The organism is Mycobacterium toneyamaense (assembly GCF_055384815.1).
This window is the reverse complement of sequence record NZ_AP040333.1, coordinates 4,946,744-4,962,972: the sequence shown is the minus strand read 5'-3', so window position 1 is coordinate 4,962,972 and position 16,229 is coordinate 4,946,744. Positions and strand designations below refer to the sequence as shown.

The window sequence follows — 16,229 nt, the reverse complement described above, 5'->3', positions numbered from 1 at the left end:
GCAATGAACCCGTCGACGATTCAGGCGCGGGTCGTGGTCGACGAGCTGATTCGCGGCGGCGTCCGCGATGTGGTGCTGTGCCCTGGTTCGCGTAACGCGCCGCTGGCGTTCGCGCTGGCAGACGCCGACCGCGCCGGCCGCTTGCGCCTGCATGTCCGCATCGACGAGCGCACCGCCGGGTACCTGGCCGTCGGCCTCGCGGTGTCGGCCGGCTCACCTGTGTGCATCGCGATGACGTCGGGCACCGCCGTGGCGAACCTCGGTCCGGCGGTGATCGAGGCCAACTACGCCCGCGTGCCGCTGATCGTGCTGAGCGCCAACCGGCCCTATGAACTGCTGGGCACCGGCGCCAACCAGACCATGGAGCAGCTCGGTTACTTCGGCAACCAGGTGCGGGCCACGATCAGCCTCGGCCTGGCCGAGCCGACGGCCGACGTCGCCGCGGCCAACGCGCAGTGGCGGTCGGCGACGTGCCGGGTCCTGGTGGCCGCCAAGGGTTCTCGCTCGGCCAACGCCGGACCCGTGCAGTTCGACATCCCGCTGCGGGAGCCGCTGGTCCCTGACGCCAAAGAGGGAACGGTCGACGGCTCCTCTTATTGCCCGGAGGGCCGCCCCGACGGCCGGCCGTGGACCTACACCCCGCCCGTCACGTTCGACCAGCCCCTCGAGATCGACCTGACTGCCGACACCGTCGTCATCGCCGGCCACGGCGCGGGGCGGCACGAGAACCTGGCGCACCTGCCGACGGTCGCCGAACCGACTGCGCCGCCGGCCGACAACCCGCTGCACCCGCTGGCGCTATCGCTGGTCCGGCCGCACCAGGTGATCATGCTGGGCCGGCCCACGTTGCACCGGCCGGTATCGGCGCTGCTGGCCGACCCGTCGGTCCCCGTCTACGCCCTGACCACCGGCCCGCGCTGGCCCGACGTGTCCGGCAACTCGCAGGCCACCGGCACGCGGGCCATCACCTCGGGCACTCCCGATCCGTCCTGGCTCGCGAAGTGCGCCGAGGCCAACACCCGCGCCGAACACGCGGTGCGCGACCAACTCGCGGCCTACGAACTGACCACGGGTCTGCACGTCGCGGCCGCCGTCGCCGACGGCCTGCAGCCCGGCGACCAGCTGGTGCTCGGCGCCTCCAACCCGGTGCGCGACGCCGCGCTCGTCGGGCTGAACGCGCACGGCATCTCGGTGCGGTCCAACCGCGGCGTCGCCGGCATCGACGGCACGGTGTCGACGGCGATCGGCGCCGCGCTCGCCCACACGTCGGGCCGGACCGTCGCGCTCATCGGTGACCTGACCTTCGTCCACGACAGCTCGGGCCTGCTGATCGGCCCCACCGAGCCGACGCCCAAGGCGCTGACCATCGTGGTCTCCAACGACAACGGCGGCGGCATCTTCGAATTGCTGGAGCAGGGCGATCCCCGCTTCTCCGACGTGTCCTCGCGCATCTTCGGCACCCCGCACGACGTCGACGTCGCGGCCCTGTGCCGGGCGTACCACGTCGAGTGCCGGCAGGTGGAGGCCGACGGACTGGCCGCCGCGCTGCGCGAACCGTTCGAGGGGATGCGCGTGTTGGAGGTCAAGGCCGACCGGTCCACCCTGCGGGCGCTGCACGCATCGATACGGGCGGCGATCAAGGCCGCGCCGTGATCCCCGAACCCCTGCGCTGCAGGTTGAACACGTTGTGGGACAACCTGATTCTGCGGGTCTTCGGTGACGGCAAGGAGACCCGGTCGCAGCGCGTCATCCGCCGGATCCGGATCGGCATCGTGATCATGGGCTGCCTGGTGACCCTGCAGTCGGTGCTGCTGGTGCTCGGCGCCTGGCGCAACGATCAGCAGATCGAGCACAACATGGGCACGGCGGCCGCGGAGGTGCTCTCGGCGGGTCCGCGACGCTCCACCATCGAGTTCGTGACGCCCGACCGCGTCACCTACCGGCCCGAGCTGGGGGTGCTGTACCCGTCCGAGCTGGAGACCGGGATGCGCATCTACGTCGAGTACGACCGCAGCAACCCGGACCTGGTGCGGGTGCAGAACCGCAACGCGTCGCTGGCCGTCATCCCGGCCGGGTCGATCGCCGTGGTGGGCTGGTTGGTCGCCGGTGCGCTGCTCTGGATCGTGACGCTCGTGCAGCGCCGGCTGGGTTAGGTCTGCCGGCCGGCGGTCAGCTTGGCCAGCCACCCGTCTTCCTGGATGTCCACCACGGTGTTGCCGGTGAGGTCGTACACCGTCGGGGTGCCGGCGTCGCCGTCGCGGATTTCCTGCAGCCGGGTCTCGTTGGTGATCGTCATCTCGTCGGTGTCGACGGCGTGTTCACCGAACTGGATGGTGGCCACGGCCTCGGCGCTGACGCCGGCGTCGGCGGCCCAGCCCGCGAGCTGACCGTCCGACGGTGCCGACCCGCCCGGGTTCTGGTGGCCCCACAGCGTCGCGACGTACGCCTGCAGCGCGGGCGCCGACGTGCCGTGCGCGGCGGCCAGGAACATCGCGTTGGCCACCTTGGCCGAATAGCCGTACTCGGTGTCCAGGAACGTCACCGGGCGGTAGGTGACGGTGAGCAGGCCGAGGGCGATCAGGCTCTTCAGCTCCGGACCGTCGGTGTCCTGCAGGTGGGCGCAGTGGGTGCACTGCGGCTCGGTGTACACCTCGATCTGCGCCGGGGCGTCGGGGCGGCCGGCGATGATGCCGAAGCCGTCCGCGGTGAGCGCGACGCCTGGCAGATCCGGGTCCCGGAGTGCCGATCCGGTGACGGTACGGCCACAGCCGGTTGACCCGGCGAGGAGGGCCAGCGCGGTGGCCGAAGCGAGGATCAGCCGAGGTAGACGCATGCCGGCCCCTTTCTCACCCCGGTGCGACAGACGATACCGGTGGTACCCGAGTTGTGCGTGTCTTCGCGTCGCGTACCCCTGACGGTCACCTGACGGTCAGGCTGCGCTGCCAGCCTGCAGGTGTGCGAGTTGCGATCGTGGCGGAGTCCTTTCTCCCGAATGTCAACGGCGTCACCAATTCGGTGCTCCGGGTGCTGGAGCACCTCCACCGGAACGGCCACGAGGCGCTGGTGATCGCGCCGGACACACCGCGGGGCGAAAAGCCCGCAGACACTTTTCACGGCGATGTGCCCGTGCATCGCATCCCGTCCCGCATGTTCCCGAAGGTGACGTCGTTGCCGCTGGGTGTGCCGCGGCCGCGAATGGTGCGGGTACTGCGCGACTTTCGGCCCGACATCGTGCACCTGGCGTCGCCGGCGCTGCTGGGCTACGGCGGCCTGCACGCCGCGCGCTTCCTCGGCATCCCGACCGTCGCGGTGTTCCAGACCGACATCGCCGGTTTCGCGCAGAGCTACGGCGTCGGCATGATGACGAAGACCGCGTGGGCCTGGAACCGGCACCTGCACTCGCGCGCCGACCGGACCCTCGCGCCGTCCAGCGCGACGATGGAAGACCTTGTCACCCATCGGATTCCGCGCGTGTACAAGTGGGGCCGCGGCGTCGACGTCACCGGTTTCGCACCGTCGGCGCGCAGTGCCGCGCTGCGGGCGCAGTGGTCGCCCGAGGGCAAGCCGGTGGTGGGTTTCGTCGGCCGGCTGGCGCCGGAGAAGCACGTCGAACGGCTGGCCGCGCTGGCCGGCCGCGACGATCTGCAGCTCGTGGTCGTCGGCGAGGGTATCGATCAACCCAAGCTCGAAAAGCTGCTGCCGACAGCGGTTTTCACCGGCGCGCTGTACGGGCGGGAACTGGCCACGGCATACGCCAGCATGGACGTGTTCGTGCACCCGGGGGAGCACGAGACGTTCTGTCAGGCGGTGCAGGAGGCCATGGCGTCAGGTCTGCCGGTCATCGCGCCGGATGCGGGTGGCCCGCGTGATCTGGTGACACCCATGCACACCGGATTGCTCTTGCCGGTGGCGGATTTCGAGGGGTCGCTGCCGGCCGCGGTCGACCACCTGCTGGCCGAGCGGTCCCGCTACTCGCTCGCCGCCCGCCGCAGCGTGCTCGGCCGCACCTGGCCCGCCGTGTGCGACGAACTGCTCGGCCACTACGCCGCCGTCCTCGGCGAGCGTCGCGCCCTCGCTGCCTGACGCTGCCTGATTCCCCGCGAGCGTGCGTGTTTGCTTGCGACACGCCGTATTCGGTGTGTATGAATGTCGCGCTCGTGGCCACCGAGAGTGACGAATCTGCACGTGTCGACCGGCGTGCCGTGCGCAGACATGCACGCTCGGCGGGAGTTCAGCTCACGTGGACGAGGTCGTACACGTAGGACCGGTCGTCCTTGCGGCTCACCCACGTACCCTCGGGTGGCAGGTAGCCGAACCCCGCGTGGTCGAACGGGCGGCTCGACACCGCGCCCAGCTCCGTGCACACCACCCACCCGAAGTGCGGCAGTCGCCGGCACCAGATGTCCAGGTCGACCCGCTTGTACGACGGAAACCCGTGCGCCTCGCCGTCTTCGGCGAACTCATAGGTCAATCCGTCGTCCCGTCGGACGAATTTCAGTCCCGCCATGAAGTTCCTTCGGTCAGCCCTGCGCCAGCTCGGCCACCGGCTGCCACTCTTCCCAAGTGCGCAACCGGTTTTCGTAGTCGGTCTTGGCGATCTGCAGCGGAGCACTACCGAAAAAGACTCGCAGCGGCGGCTTCTCGGCATCGACGATCTTGAGCACCGCGGCTGCTGACGCCTCCGGGTTGCCCGGCACCGCGTTGCGCTCGCTGCGCCAGCGGGCGACGTCCGCCCGCAGCCCGTCGTACGCCTCGAGCTCGGTGGTCCGCTTGGCCGACGCGCCGCTCCAATCCGTCGAGAATCCCCCGGGCTCGATGAGCGTGACGTGAATCCCGAACCGTTCCACCTCGGCGGCCAGCGACTGCGAGAAACCCTCGAGCGCCCACTTCGACGCGTGGTAGGCGCCGAGGCCGGCGAACGCGCTGATGCCGCCGATCGAGGACACCTGGATGATGTGCCCGCTGCCCTGCGCACGCAGGTACGGCAGTGCGGCCTGCGTGATCCACAGCGCGCCGAAGACGTTGGTTTCGATCTGATCCCGCGCCTCGGCCTCCGACAGCTCCTCGATGAAGCCGAACTGGCCGTAACCCGCGTTGTTGACGACGACGTCCAACCGGCCGAAGTGCTCGTGCGCTGTCTTCACCGCGGCGAAGTCGGCGTCGCGGTCGGTGACGTCGAGCGTGATGGGCAGCAGCGCGTCGCCGTACTTGGCCACCAGGTCGTCGAGCGTCGACACGTCCCGTGCCGTTGCGGCCACCTTGTCACCGCGCTCGAGCGCCGCAGCCGTCCACTCGCGCCCGAAACCGCGCGAGGTACCCGTGATGAACCAGACTTTTGTCCCCATGCGGCTTACAGCTCCCGAAGTGCCCTTTCCATTCCCGCCCCGCCGCAGACGCGGGGCGCTGGAGCAGCCGGTAGCGTCATATCCGTGAGTCGCGCGTCATTGGAGAAAGATCCGCACGAGGTTGCGTCGATGTTCGACGGTGTCGCCCGTCGCTATGACATCACCAACACCGTGCTGTCGCTGGGGCAGGACCGGTTCTGGCGGCGGCAGACGCGGGCGGCGCTGCGTATCGGCCCAGGTGACAAGGTCCTGGATTTGGCTGCCGGCACCGCGGTGTCGACCGTCGAGCTCGCGACGTCGGGCGCCTGGTGTGTGGCCTGTGATTTCTCGGTCGGCATGCTCGCGGCGGGGGCGGACCGGAAGGTCCCGAAGGTGGCAGGTGACGCCACCAGACTGCCGTTCGACGACGGCGTCTTCGACGCGGTCACCATCAGCTTCGGGCTGCGCAACGTCGTCGACTTCAGCGCCGGCCTGCGTGAGATGGCCCGGGTGACCCGGCCCGGTGGCCGCCTGGTGGTGTGCGAGTTCTCCACGCCGACCAACCGGCTCTTCGCGACGGCCTACAAGGAGTACCTGATGAAGGCGCTCCCGACGATGGCCACCGCGGTGTCGTCCAACCCCGAGGCGTACGTCTACCTCGCGGAGTCCATCCGGGCCTGGCCCGACCAGGACGACCTGGCCCGCAAGATCGAGGCGGCCGGCTGGTCGCAGGTGCGCTGGCGCAACCTGACCGGAGGGATCGTCGCGCTGCACGCCGCCGTCAAGCCGTGAGTATTCCCGTCCTCGCGGTCGCCGGTTTCCTCGGCGCGGGCAAGACCACACTGCTGAACCACCTGCTGCGTAACGGCCGCGGCGCGCGAATCGGCGTGCTGGTCAACGACTTCGGGTCCGTCAACATCGACGCGATGCTGGTCGCCGGTCAGGTCGACGCCATGGCGTCACTGTCCAACGGGTGCATCTGCTGCGTCGCCGAGGACGGTGAGGTCGCCGAGATGCTGGGCAAGCTGGCCGCCGTCCGCCCGGCCCTGGACCTGATCGTGGTGGAGGCCAGCGGCGTCGCCGAGCCGCCCGCGGTGGCGCGGACCATCATGACGGCCGACTCCGACGACTTCCATTACGCCGGCCTGATCCTGGTGGTCAACGGATGCGAGCCGGAGTTCGGGCACGGGCTGCCGGTGGCCGACCTGGTGGTGCTCAACCGGGCAAGTGAAGTCGCCGACGTCGACGCCGTGCTGGCCCGGATTCGCGCGCAGAATCCGCGAGTCCCCGTGCAGCCCACCGATTTCGCGCGCATCGACCCGACGCTGCTTATCGACATTCCGGAACGCGCCCCGCAGGCCCAGCTGTCGTTCGACGAGCTGCTGCACGACGATCACGACCACGACCATCCCGTCTACCAGTCCGTCGAATACATCACCGGCGACGTGCTGAACCCGCGCCGCTTGCTGGCCCTGCTGCGTGACCGGCCCGAAGGGCTTTACCGGGCAAAGGGTTTCGTCGACTTCGGCGCCGGACACCGATACCTGCTGCAGCTGGTGGGCGGCTCCCTGCGGCTGCAGAAGCGGCGCGGCACCGGCACCCAACTGGTGTGCATCGGCACCGGCATGGACACCGCGAAGGTGCGGGCGGCGCTGCACGAGTGCACCACCGAACCGGCCGACGAGAACGCCATCCTCGGAGTCCACAAGTACGTGATGCCGTAGGCCCCGGATATCCCGACTCCTCACCTGAGTTCGAGGAGATGTGTTGTTCAAGGTCAATGAGTACTTCGATGGCAAGGTCGCATCGATCGCGTTCGCGCCCGCCGAGGGCCCCGCGACCGTCGGCGTCATGGCCGTCGGCGAATACGAATTCGGCACCTCGAGCCTCGAGATCATGCACGTGGTGTCCGGCGCCCTGACCGTCAAGCTGCCCGGCAGCGACGAGTGGGAAACCTTCGCCGCCGGAACGCAATTCACCGTGCCGGCCGACAGCAAGTTCGGCGTCCGCGTCGAGGTCGAGACCGCCTACCTCTGCGAATACCGGTAACTTTCCGCCCACGGTGAACTTGGTCGCGACTTTTTCGCAAAGTCTCGACCAAGTTCACTTTGTGCACCAAGATGAGGCATGCCCTACGGACGCCTCGCTGATCCCGATTCCATCATCGGCACCGACCGCCGCTCTGACCCGCGCATGGTCAAGGCCCTCGCCGCATTCGGCATGGACGGCCGCCTCCCGGAACCGCCGCTGACGGTCGACGCCCCGCTGGCGCAGCGCCTCGAGTTCACCGCGTTCGCGGAGCAGGGGACCGGTGCCGTGCTGAAGATGCTGGGGGACCAGGCCCCCGCACCTGAGGGCGTCACCACCACGACCACCACCATCACCGGTGCCGACGGCAACGAGATCACGCTGTTCATCAGCCGACCCACCGATGCCGACGGTCCGCTGCCCGCGGTTGTGCACCTGCACGGCGGTGGCATGGCGATCCTCAGCGCCGCCGACATCCAGTACGTCCGCCTCCGCGAAAACCTTGCGGCCGCAGGGCTCGTCGTCGTCGGCGTCGAGTTCCGTAATTCGGGCGGCGCGCTCGGCCCGCACCCGTTCCCGGCCGGGCTCAACGACTGCGCGGCGGCCGTGCGCTGGACGGCGGCGCACAAAGACGAGCTCGGAATCAGCCACCTGATCGTGTCGGGGGAGTCCGGCGGCGGGAACCTGACGCTGACGGTCGCGCTGAAAGCCAAGCGGGAGGGCTGGATCGACGAGATCGCCGGCGTCTACGCCCAGTGCCCGTACATCTCGAACCGGTGGCTCGAGGACGCCGAGGACCTGCCGTCGCTGCGGGAGAACGACGGGTACTTCATCAGCTGCCTGCAACTGGCGCTGCTGGGCTCTATCTATGACCCCGACCAGCAGCACGCGCAAGACGGCACCTGCTGGGCCGGGGCGGCCACCAGTGTGGAGTTGGAAGGCCTTCCGCCGCATGTCATTTCGGTCAACGAGCTCGACCCGCTGCGCGACGAGGGCCTGATCTACTACCGCAGGCTGGCCGCGGCCGGCGTCAGCGTCGTCGGGCGGATCGTCGCCGGCACCTGCCACGCCGGGGACATCCTGCTCGCCGGCGCCATGCCCGAGGTCTTCGCGGCCACCGTCCGCGACATCGTCGGGTTCGCGCGGTCGGTCAGCTGAACGGCTTGCGCTGATCCAGCCGGCGCGAGCCACGTCCGGCCCGGCGCCAGATGCGGGCGATCATGTCGGTGTCCTCCTCGGTCACGAGGTTGCCCATGGCCCGTACCGCGACCGTCATCAGGTACTGCGATCGCATCGCGACAGGCCCCGTCAGCGGCAGGAACTTCGGCACGGTCAGCAGGATCGCCAGTCGGCGCGCCACCGAGAACCCGGCGGCGTAGTGCTGCTGCAGCAGTGCGGGCCAGGCCGCGCTGAGGTCACCCGAGCCCAGCAGATCGGCGGCCAGCCTTCCCGTCTCCAGGCCGTAGTCGATGCCCTCGCCGTTGAGCGGGTTGACGCATGCGGCGGCGTCGCCGACGAGCATCCAGTTCGGTCCCGCGACGCCCGACACCGCGCCGCCCATCGGCAGCAGCGCCGACTTGGCCAGCCGCGGCTGACCTTCGAAGCCCCACTCGTCGCGGCGCAGGTTGGTGTAGTGGGCCAGTAGCGGGCGCAGCGCGGCGTCGGCCGGACGTTTCTCGGTGGCCAGCGCACCCACGCCGATGTTCACGTCCCCGTTGCCCAGCGGGAAGATCCAGCCGTAGCCCGGCAGCACCTCCCCCTCGGGGGAGCGCAGCTCCAGGTGCGACGTGATCCACGGCTCGGCGTGCCGCGGCGTCGCGATGTAGGCGCGGATCGCGACGCCGTACACGGTCTCTTGGTGCCATTCCCGGCCCAGGACACGGCCCAGCGTCGAGCGGGCGCCGTCGGCGACGATGAGTTCGGCGCAGCTCACCTCTTGTCCGTCGTCGAGCTGCAACGTGGTCACCCGGCCGGCCGCATCGTGGGAGACGCCGACGGCCTTGACGCCCAGCAGCATCTTCGCCCCGGAGTCGGCGGCGACCTGACGAATCCGGTCGTCGAGCTCGGTGCGGGGAACCGCGCTGCTGGTGGCCGGGAACGACGGCCCCGGCCAGCGCACCTCGCGCTGCGCGCCGAAGCCGGCCAGCCGCAGCCCGTGGTGGCTGACGTGGCCGTCGAGCCACTCGCCGAGTCCCAGCTCACGCAGTTCGGCAATGGCCCGCGGCGTCAGCCCGTCGCCGCAGGCCTTGTCCCGGGGAAACTGCGCCGAGTCGATCACCAGGACGTCGCGGCCCCGGCGCGCTGCCCAGGCGGCAGCGGCGGAACCTGCCGGCCCGGCTCCGACCACGACCACATCTGCGTGCACGACCATGCCGCCCAGTATGTTGGACCCATGAAGACACCAGCGACAGTGGTCGCGGGCGTGGACTTTGGTGACGCCGCCTTCGCCGCGCAGGTTCGTGACGCGGTCGCGCGCATCGAAGACCTGATGTCGACCGAGCTGGGCAAAGCCGACGAGCTGATGGCCGAAGCGGTCCAGCACCTGTTCCAGGCCGGTGGCAAGCGGTTCCGTCCGCTGTTCACCGTGTTGTCGGCGTCGCTGGGGCCGGACCCCAACAACAACGACGTCGCGATCGCCGGCGCCGTCATCGAGCTGGTGCACCTGGCGACGCTCTACCACGACGACGTCATGGACGAGGCGCAGGTGCGGCGCGGCGCGGACAGCGCCAACGCCCGCTGGGGCAACAACATCGCGATCCTGGCCGGCGACTACCTGTTCGCCACCGCCTCGCGGCTGGTGTCCCGGCTGGGGCCCGACGCGGTGCGCGTCATCGCCGACACCTTCGCCCAGCTGGTGACCGGCCAGATGCGCGAGACCCGTGGCGCCCTCGAAGGCGCCGACCCCGTCGAGCACTACCTGAAGGTCGTGTACGAGAAGACGTCATGCCTGATCGAGGCGTCCGGCCGGTTCGGTGCGACGTTCTCCGGCTCCGATGAGGAGCAGATCGAGCGGCTGAGCCGGCTCGGCGGCATCGTCGGCACCATCTTCCAGATCTCCGACGACATCATCGACATCGACAGCGATCCCGACGAATCGGGCAAGGTGCCGGGAACCGATCTGCGCGAAGGCGTACACACCCTGCCGGTGCTGTACGCGCTGCAGGAGACCGGACCCGACGCCGACCGGCTGCGGGTGTTGCTGGCCAAGCCCATCGACAACGACGCCGACCTCGCCGAGGCGCTGGCGCTGCTGCGCGCGTCGCAGGGCATGGTCGAGGCCAAGCGCACCGTTCAGCGCTTCGCCGCGGACGCTCGCGCCGAGTTGGACAACCTGCCGGATCTGCCCGGCCGGTTGGCGCTGCTCAACCTGGTCGAGTACACCGCTGACCGCCACGGCTGACCTCCCACCGGGACACCCTGGAACCAGGCACCAGTTGCCGAGCGTTCAATTCAGTGAGTTTGACTGCGCTGGAGGAGGTAGCCGATGACGTGGAATCCGCACGCGAACACCGCGAAGACGTTCGCGCTGCTGGCGGGCTTCTCGACGCTCATCGTGCTGATCGGGTCGCTGTTCGGCAAGAACATCATGTACCTGGCGGTGCTGTTCGCCATCGGCATGAACGCCTACGTCTACTTCAACAGCGCCAAGATGGCGCTGCGGGCCATGCACGCACAGCCGGTCAGCGAGATGCAGGCGCCCGCGATGTACCGCATCGTCCGCGAGCTCGCCATCACCGCGCGCCAGCCGATGCCGCAGCTGTACATCAGCGACACCGACGCCCCCAACGCGTTCGCCACGGGGCGCAATCCCCGCAATGCCGCGGTCTGCTGCACGACGGGCATCCTGAACATCCTCACCGAGCGCGAGCTACGCGCCGTGCTGGGGCATGAGCTCTCGCACGTCTACAACCGCGACATCCTGATCTCCTGTGTGGCGGGCGCCATGGCGTCGGTGGTGACGGCGTTGGTCAACGTCGCGTACTTCATCGGCATGTTCGGTGGCGACCGCGACGACCGGCCCAATCCCTTTGTCCTCCTCGTGCTTTCGATCGTCGGCCCGCTGGCCGCGACCATCATCCGGCTGGCGGTGTCGCGTTCGCGCGAGTATCAGGCCGACCAGTCGGGCGCCGAACTGACGGGTGACCCGCTGGCGCTGGCGAGCGCGCTGCGCAAGATCAGCGCCGGCGTGCAACAGGCCCCGCTGCCGCCCGAGCCGCAGCTGGCCGACCAGGCCCACCTGATGATCGCCAACCCGTTCCGGGCCGGCGAGAAGATCGGCAAGCTCTTCTCGACCCACCCGCCCATCGAGGACCGCATCGCACGCCTGGAGCGCATGGCGGGGCGGTAGCGCCCGCTGTCTCGATTGCCCCTCTGGGCCTTCGCTACTCGGACTTTGGCGCCGTGGTTTCAGGGTGAACGGATGCCGTGGCTGATGCCCCATTGACCCTGTGCTGAGGGTCGTCGTCTCTCGCACTTTTTCGCCCTGGCTTCAGGGTGGATGCAGCACCGCCCGGTCGGGCTCGCCAAACTCATAGAAACATACCCCCTGGGGGTACTTGACGGACGCTCGCCGCGCTGCGTAACGTCGTCCACGTCAGGTACCCCCAGGGGGTATGCACACGAGAAGGGATTCAGCGATGACGGTGGCGGCAACCCCGAAGGCCGATTGGCATCTACGCGGCGAGTGGTTCGATGTGTGCAGCTGCAAGCTGCCCTGCCCGTGCAGCTTCGCGCAGGAGCCCACGCACGGCGACTGCCTGTTCACCCTCGTCTGGCAGGTGCACGAAGGGCATTACGGCGCAACCGATCTCAGTGGCCTCGGGGTCGTGGCCCTGGGCGAGTTCGCCGGCAACATGTGGATCGGCGACCCGGACGCCACCATGAAGCTCATGTTCTACATCGACGAGAAGGCGGACGCTGATCAACGGAAAGCCCTGGAGCGGATCTTCCGCGGCGACGAGGGCGGCTGGCCGGGGGAGTTCGGCGCCCTGATCAGCGAGCTGCGGGGTATCGAGTACGCCCCGATCAACTTCGCCGCGGCCGACGACCTGGCCTACTGGCGGGCGGAGATTCCGGGCAAGGTCGACGTCCGGGTGGATGCGCTGACCGGCCCGACGGCCGACCCGAACCGTCGCGTCACCACCGTCAACGCTCCGGGTGCCGAAGTCGGGCCGGGACAGGTCGCGACGTGGGGTGTGGTCAGGAAGGCCGACGCCGTCGGCTTCGACTTCTCCCACGAGTACCTCGGCGTCTCCAGCAAGCACTTCCCGTTCGACTGGCGGCCCGACGGCGAACTGCCGAACGTCGAGTTGCCGTCCGCCGCGGAGGCGGCCGGCGGATGCTGCTGCGGCTGAGCTGACGAGGACCCGGAAATGACACTGCGCCCAGGGCCTGCCGCTCTCGCGGGGTACGGCCCTGGGCGCAGGATCAATCAGGTACTACTCGGCAACCTCGACCAGACGGTCCACGCTGACCGGCGTCACCCGGAGGGCGGCCGCGGTGCCGATGTCATAGAACAACCCGATCACCTCGAGGTCGCCGGCGCGGTGCCGGGCCCGGACCAGCGGGTGGGCGGCGAGGGTCTGCGCCTGAAGTGCGACGTTGACCATCGACAGCTGGTCGACGACGCCGAACCCTTCCTCGGCCGCGGCGACGGCCACGGGGTGGCGGCCCTCGTCGAAGGCGCGCAACGTCGCATCGCCGTGCTCCAGCCAGGTGTGCAGGTGCTCGTCGTGACCCTGATCGCCGCCCAGCAGCGCGGTCATGGCGCCGCAGCTGGAGTGGCCGCACACCACGATCGACGAGACCTCCAGGACCTCGACGGCGAAGGCGATGGCCGCCTCGACCGAGGCGTCGGCGCGTCCCTCCGGGATCAGGTTGCCGACGTTGCGGACCGTCAACAGGTCACCGGGGCCACTGCTGGTGATGACGTTGGGCACGACGCGCGAGTCGACGCAGGTGATGAACAGCGTCTCCGGCTTCTGCGTGTGGGCCAGGTCCTCCATGTGTGGGCGCAGCACGGGTGCGGTGCGGCGGTGGTAGGTCTCCAGGCCCTCCATCACAGAGGAGGTCTGCGGCTGCGACTTCCACGGGACGACACCCGAGCGCTTGTCGAACGGCGTGAACGTGCGGGTCGGCGGACCGGCGGCCGCACTGTGCAGCTCGGCCGTGCCGTATTCGTGAATCTCGACGGAGCCACCGCCGGCGACGTGCTGGCGCTTCCACTCATCGATGGTCTCGTGGGCGGCGTGGTCGATGAAGTCCACCGACAGCTCGACGGTGACGTCCGAACCGGTCGGCACCGAAGCCAGGGCCGAGGTCAGGCGCGGCAGCGACAGGAAGCTGACCGAGCCCTCGATCACGATGCGCCAGTCGTTTCCGGCGACGTGCTCGGTGACGATCTTGGCCCGGATGACGCGCCACACCGTCAGGGCGACCGCCAGGGCGAGGCCGATCAGCACACCCTCGAGCAGGTTGAGGAACACGACGCCGAGCACCGTGATGGCGTAAACCGCGATATCGCCTGTGCGCCGGGCGGTCTCGATGTGCACCTTCTTGACCAGCTGGCAGCCGATGACGATCAGCAGGCCGGCGAGCGCCGACGTCGGGATCAGCTGGGCCAGGCCGGCGAACGGCACTGCGAACAGCAGGATCCAGAACCCGTGCAGGATGGCCGACGCCCGGGACTTGGCGCCCGCGGCGACGTTGGTCGAGCTGCGCACGATGACGCCGGTGACGGGCAGGCCGCCGATGGCGCCGGAGATGGTGTTGGCCGCGCCCTGGCCGATCAGCTCACGGTCGAAGTTGGTGCGCGGGCCGTTGTGCATGCGATCGACCGAGACCGCCGACAACAGGCTCTCGACGCTGGCGATGAGGGCGACGGTCAGGACGCCCGCGAAGACGGCGGCCCACTGTCCGTTGGGCAGGGTGGGCAACGACAGCGAGTCCAGCAGCGAGCCGTTGATCTGGATGCGCTTGACGTCGAACGGCAGCGCGACGGACAGCGCCGTCACACCGACGATGGCGACGAGCGGGCCGGGAATCCGGTTGACGGGCGCCGGCACCCAGCGCCATGCCACCAGCGTGACGATGACCAGCATGCCGAGCAGGAACCCGGGGCCGTGGACGTTCATCAGCTGCGCCGGCAGCTCGTGGATGTTCTCCCAGGCGCTGCTGTTGGACTTGCCACCCAGCAGCACGTGCAGCTGCTGCAGCGCGATGGTGATGCCGATGCCCGCGAGCATGGCGTGCACGACGACCGGCGAGATGGCCAGCGCGGCCCGGGCCACGCGGCTGAGGCCGAACAGGATCTGGAGTATGCCGGCGCCGACGGTGATGGCGCACGTCACGCCCCAGCCGAATTGGGCGATCAGCCCGGCGACGACGACGGTCAGGCCGGCGGCCGGTCCGCTCACCTGCAGCGGCGAGCCGCCGAGCGCACCGGCGACGATGCCGCCGACGATGGCGGCGATGATGCCGGCCAGGATGGGGGCGTTCGACGCGACGGCGATGCCGAGCGACAGTGGCAGTGCCACCAGGAATACGACAAGTGACGCGGGCAGGTCGTAGCGCAGTATCGCGCGTAAACCCTTTGCCGGCGGGGCGGTTTCTAGCATGCCTAGGTTTCCGTTCTCCGAATTGTTGTCCGATGGACACATGTGAAGATGCGCTGCGCGAGTTTCGGTCCGCGCGCCCGCCGACACCATTGTCGATTAAACATGTTGCGAGACAACATGTTTCAGAACTGTTCGACGGTCGCCGAGAAAAGACGACGTCAATTGCTAAGTGCGAGAGTATGTATCGCCAGACGGGGTCGCAAGGCGAGGGAGAGTTCCCATAGAGAACGCAAATCTTCTTCACGTATCAGAGGGTTGATCGGTTCGCCGATCTGGGATACCGGTTCGCATCGATCCGGTCGGTATGCTCGGGATCGGTGGTCCGAACGGTCAAAATGACTGTATTGCAACGACTCTCGTACATCACATCGGTCCACGTAAGTGACGTGAGTCATATGTAGGGACTAATATTTGAACTCGGTATGAACGCAGTGACAATTTTCTGTGTTCTCAACACAATGGAAGAATGACAACGATGTCGGTACCACCACGAGAGCGTCACCCCCGGGCCGCCGTGCTCGGCCAGCTGCCGCGCATGGAGCGTGCCGACGGATCCCCCATCCGGGTGTTGCTGGTCGATGACGAGCCGGCGCTGACCAACCTGGTCAAGATGGCGCTGCACTACGAGGGCTGGGTCGTCGAGGTGGCGCACAACGGCCGCGACGCGGTCGCCAAGTTCAGCGAGATGGAACCGGACATCGTCGTGCTGGACATCATGCTGCCCGACACCGACGGCCTGCAGTTGCTGCAGCGGGTGCGCGCGGCCGAGGGCTACACCCCGACGCTCTTCCTCACGGCGCGGGACTCCGTGATGGACCGCGTCACGGGGTTGACCGCCGGCGCCGACGACTACATGACCAAGCCGTTCAGCCTCGAAGAGCTGGTGGCCCGGCTGCGCGGGCTGCTGCGCCGGTCGAGCCAGCTCGCGCCCGAGTCCGACGAGGTGCTCAAGGTGGGCGACATGGTCCTCAACGGCGCCAGCCGGGAGGTGACGCGGGCCGGTGAGCCGATCTCCTTGACCGTCACCGAGTTCGAACTGCTCCGGTATCTGATGCGCAACCCGCGACGGGCCATCGCCCGCGCGGAGATCCTCGACCGGGTGTGGAACTACGGCTTCGGCGGCAAGTCGAGCATCGTCGACCTCTACATCTCGTATCTGCGCAAGAAGATCGACACCGATCGCGAGCCCATGATCCACACGGTGCGTGGCGTGGGCTACATGCTGCGCCCTGCCGACGCGGAGGACTAACCTGCCCGAGGT

16 protein-coding genes are annotated in these 16,229 nt (G+C 68.8%); 11 read left to right on the top strand and 5 right to left on the bottom strand.

Features of this window, described 5'->3' with window-relative positions; all coding sequences use genetic code 11:
- Positions 1-3 precede the first annotated feature (3 nt).
- Both menD and ACZ5IQ_RS23965 read left to right on the top strand, forming a co-directional pair.
- Positions 4-1,653, top strand: coding sequence for a 2-succinyl-5-enolpyruvyl-6-hydroxy-3-cyclohexene-1-carboxylic-acid synthase (gene menD, locus ACZ5IQ_RS23970; RefSeq protein ID WP_464480379.1), 1,650 nt, complete (start codon positions 4-6; stop codon positions 1,651-1,653).
- Positions 1,650-2,153 (top strand): DUF3592 domain-containing protein, encoded by a 504-nt coding sequence (locus ACZ5IQ_RS23965; RefSeq protein ID WP_212807004.1) that lies wholly within the window; start codon positions 1,650-1,652, stop codon positions 2,151-2,153. The genes menD and ACZ5IQ_RS23965 overlap by 4 nt, the downstream gene beginning before the upstream one ends.
- On the opposite strand, the gene ACZ5IQ_RS23960 is transcribed toward ACZ5IQ_RS23965, so the two are convergent.
- A complete protein-coding gene (locus tag ACZ5IQ_RS23960) occupies positions 2,150-2,833 on the bottom strand; it encodes a DsbA family protein (protein WP_212807003.1) in 684 nt (227 codons plus the stop codon). The genes ACZ5IQ_RS23965 and ACZ5IQ_RS23960 overlap by 4 nt on opposite strands.
- A 122-nt stretch (positions 2,834-2,955) precedes the next feature.
- On the opposite strand from ACZ5IQ_RS23960, the gene ACZ5IQ_RS23955 reads away from it, so the two are divergent.
- A complete protein-coding gene (locus ACZ5IQ_RS23955; RefSeq protein WP_212807002.1) occupies positions 2,956-4,083 on the top strand; it encodes a glycosyltransferase family 4 protein in 1,128 nt (375 codons plus the stop codon).
- Between the two features lie 148 nt (positions 4,084-4,231).
- On the opposite strand, the gene ACZ5IQ_RS23950 is transcribed toward ACZ5IQ_RS23955, so the two are convergent.
- Both ACZ5IQ_RS23950 and ACZ5IQ_RS23945 read right to left on the bottom strand, forming a co-directional pair.
- The gene (locus ACZ5IQ_RS23950) at positions 4,232-4,507 is read right to left on the bottom strand and encodes a hypothetical protein (protein ID WP_212807001.1); all 276 of its coding nucleotides are present in this window, start codon (positions 4,505-4,507) and stop codon (positions 4,232-4,234) included.
- Positions 4,508-4,520: 13 nt separating this feature from the next.
- Positions 4,521-5,345 carry an SDR family oxidoreductase gene (locus ACZ5IQ_RS23945; RefSeq protein WP_464480378.1) on the bottom strand — a complete coding sequence of 275 codons (825 nt, stop codon included), beginning with the start codon at positions 5,343-5,345 and terminating at the stop codon, positions 4,521-4,523.
- A gap of 84 nt (positions 5,346-5,429) precedes the next feature.
- Here ACZ5IQ_RS23945 and ACZ5IQ_RS23940 point away from each other — a divergent pair, with 84 nt between their 5' ends.
- The 4 genes from ACZ5IQ_RS23940 to ACZ5IQ_RS23925 all read left to right on the top strand — a co-directional run bounded on the left by ACZ5IQ_RS23940 (position 5,430) and on the right by ACZ5IQ_RS23925 (position 8,510).
- The gene (locus ACZ5IQ_RS23940; RefSeq protein WP_212806999.1) at positions 5,430-6,116 is read left to right on the top strand and encodes a demethylmenaquinone methyltransferase; all 687 of its coding nucleotides are present in this window, start codon (positions 5,430-5,432) and stop codon (positions 6,114-6,116) included.
- Positions 6,113-7,048, top strand: a complete 936-nt coding sequence (locus tag ACZ5IQ_RS23935; RefSeq protein WP_464480377.1) for a CobW family GTP-binding protein — start codon at positions 6,113-6,115, stop codon at positions 7,046-7,048. The genes ACZ5IQ_RS23940 and ACZ5IQ_RS23935 overlap by 4 nt, the downstream gene beginning before the upstream one ends.
- Before the next feature lie 40 nt (positions 7,049-7,088).
- Positions 7,089-7,373 (top strand): pyrimidine/purine nucleoside phosphorylase, encoded by a 285-nt coding sequence (ppnP, locus tag ACZ5IQ_RS23930; protein WP_020101275.1) that lies wholly within the window; start codon positions 7,089-7,091, stop codon positions 7,371-7,373.
- 78 nt (positions 7,374-7,451) lie between these two features.
- Entirely contained in the window at positions 7,452-8,510 is a 1,059-nt protein-coding gene (locus ACZ5IQ_RS23925; protein ID WP_267323980.1) for an alpha/beta hydrolase, read from the top strand.
- Here the strand turns inward: ACZ5IQ_RS23925 and menJ are convergent.
- Positions 8,503-9,723 carry a menaquinone reductase gene (menJ, locus tag ACZ5IQ_RS23920; protein WP_464480376.1) on the bottom strand — a complete coding sequence of 407 codons (1,221 nt, stop codon included), beginning with the start codon at positions 9,721-9,723 and terminating at the stop codon, positions 8,503-8,505. The genes ACZ5IQ_RS23925 and menJ overlap by 8 nt on opposite strands.
- Before the next feature lie 21 nt (positions 9,724-9,744).
- Here menJ and grcC1 point away from each other — a divergent pair, with 21 nt between their 5' ends.
- From grcC1 to ACZ5IQ_RS23905, 3 genes are all read left to right on the top strand, one after another.
- A complete protein-coding gene (gene grcC1, locus ACZ5IQ_RS23915) occupies positions 9,745-10,752 on the top strand; it encodes a nonaprenyl/(2E,6E)-farnesyl/geranylgeranyl diphosphat synthase (protein ID WP_464480375.1) in 1,008 nt (335 codons plus the stop codon).
- 84 nt (positions 10,753-10,836) lie between these two features.
- The gene (gene htpX, locus ACZ5IQ_RS23910) at positions 10,837-11,700 is read left to right on the top strand and encodes a zinc metalloprotease HtpX (RefSeq protein ID WP_267323978.1); all 864 of its coding nucleotides are present in this window, start codon (positions 10,837-10,839) and stop codon (positions 11,698-11,700) included.
- Between the two features lie 289 nt (positions 11,701-11,989).
- Positions 11,990-12,706 (top strand): DUF1326 domain-containing protein, encoded by a 717-nt coding sequence (locus ACZ5IQ_RS23905; RefSeq protein ID WP_371824484.1) that lies wholly within the window; start codon positions 11,990-11,992, stop codon positions 12,704-12,706.
- An 84-nt stretch (positions 12,707-12,790) separates the two neighbouring features.
- On the opposite strand, the gene ACZ5IQ_RS23900 is transcribed toward ACZ5IQ_RS23905, so the two are convergent.
- On the bottom strand, positions 12,791-14,968 hold the full coding sequence (locus ACZ5IQ_RS23900; protein WP_212806993.1) for a SulP family inorganic anion transporter: 2,178 nt from the start codon (positions 14,966-14,968) through the stop codon (positions 12,791-12,793).
- 466 nt (positions 14,969-15,434) lie between these two features.
- Here ACZ5IQ_RS23900 and ACZ5IQ_RS23895 point away from each other — a divergent pair, with 466 nt between their 5' ends.
- Positions 15,435-16,217: a response regulator transcription factor gene (locus ACZ5IQ_RS23895; protein ID WP_212806992.1), complete on the top strand. Its 783-nt coding sequence runs from the start codon at positions 15,435-15,437 to the stop codon at positions 16,215-16,217.
- Positions 16,218-16,229 lie beyond the last annotated feature (12 nt).

What these genes read in the sequence shown, in the direction of transcription:
- menD (WP_464480379.1), top strand. Translation starts at nt 4, where the DNA reads ATGAACCCGTCGACGATTCAGGCGCGGGTCGTGGTCGACGAGCTGATT.
- ACZ5IQ_RS23960 (WP_212807003.1), bottom strand. Translation starts at nt 2,833, where the DNA reads ATGCGTCTACCTCGGCTGATCCTCGCTTCGGCCACCGCGCTGGCCCTC.
- ACZ5IQ_RS23950 (WP_212807001.1), bottom strand. Translation starts at nt 4,507, where the DNA reads ATGGCGGGACTGAAATTCGTCCGACGGGACGACGGATTGACCTATGAG.
- ACZ5IQ_RS23945 (WP_464480378.1), bottom strand. Translation starts at nt 5,345, where the DNA reads ATGGGGACAAAAGTCTGGTTCATCACGGGTACCTCGCGCGGTTTCGGG.
- ACZ5IQ_RS23925 (WP_267323980.1), top strand. Translation starts at nt 7,452, where the DNA reads ATGCCCTACGGACGCCTCGCTGATCCCGATTCCATCATCGGCACCGAC.
- menJ (WP_464480376.1), bottom strand. Translation starts at nt 9,723, where the DNA reads ATGGTCGTGCACGCAGATGTGGTCGTGGTCGGAGCCGGGCCGGCAGGT.
- grcC1 (WP_464480375.1), top strand. Translation starts at nt 9,745, where the DNA reads ATGAAGACACCAGCGACAGTGGTCGCGGGCGTGGACTTTGGTGACGCC.
- htpX (WP_267323978.1), top strand. Translation starts at nt 10,837, where the DNA reads ATGACGTGGAATCCGCACGCGAACACCGCGAAGACGTTCGCGCTGCTG.
- ACZ5IQ_RS23905 (WP_371824484.1), top strand. Translation starts at nt 11,990, where the DNA reads ATGACGGTGGCGGCAACCCCGAAGGCCGATTGGCATCTACGCGGCGAG.
- ACZ5IQ_RS23900 (WP_212806993.1), bottom strand. Translation starts at nt 14,968, where the DNA reads ATGCTAGAAACCGCCCCGCCGGCAAAGGGTTTACGCGCGATACTGCGC.
- ACZ5IQ_RS23895 (WP_212806992.1), top strand. Translation starts at nt 15,435, where the DNA reads ATGACAACGATGTCGGTACCACCACGAGAGCGTCACCCCCGGGCCGCC.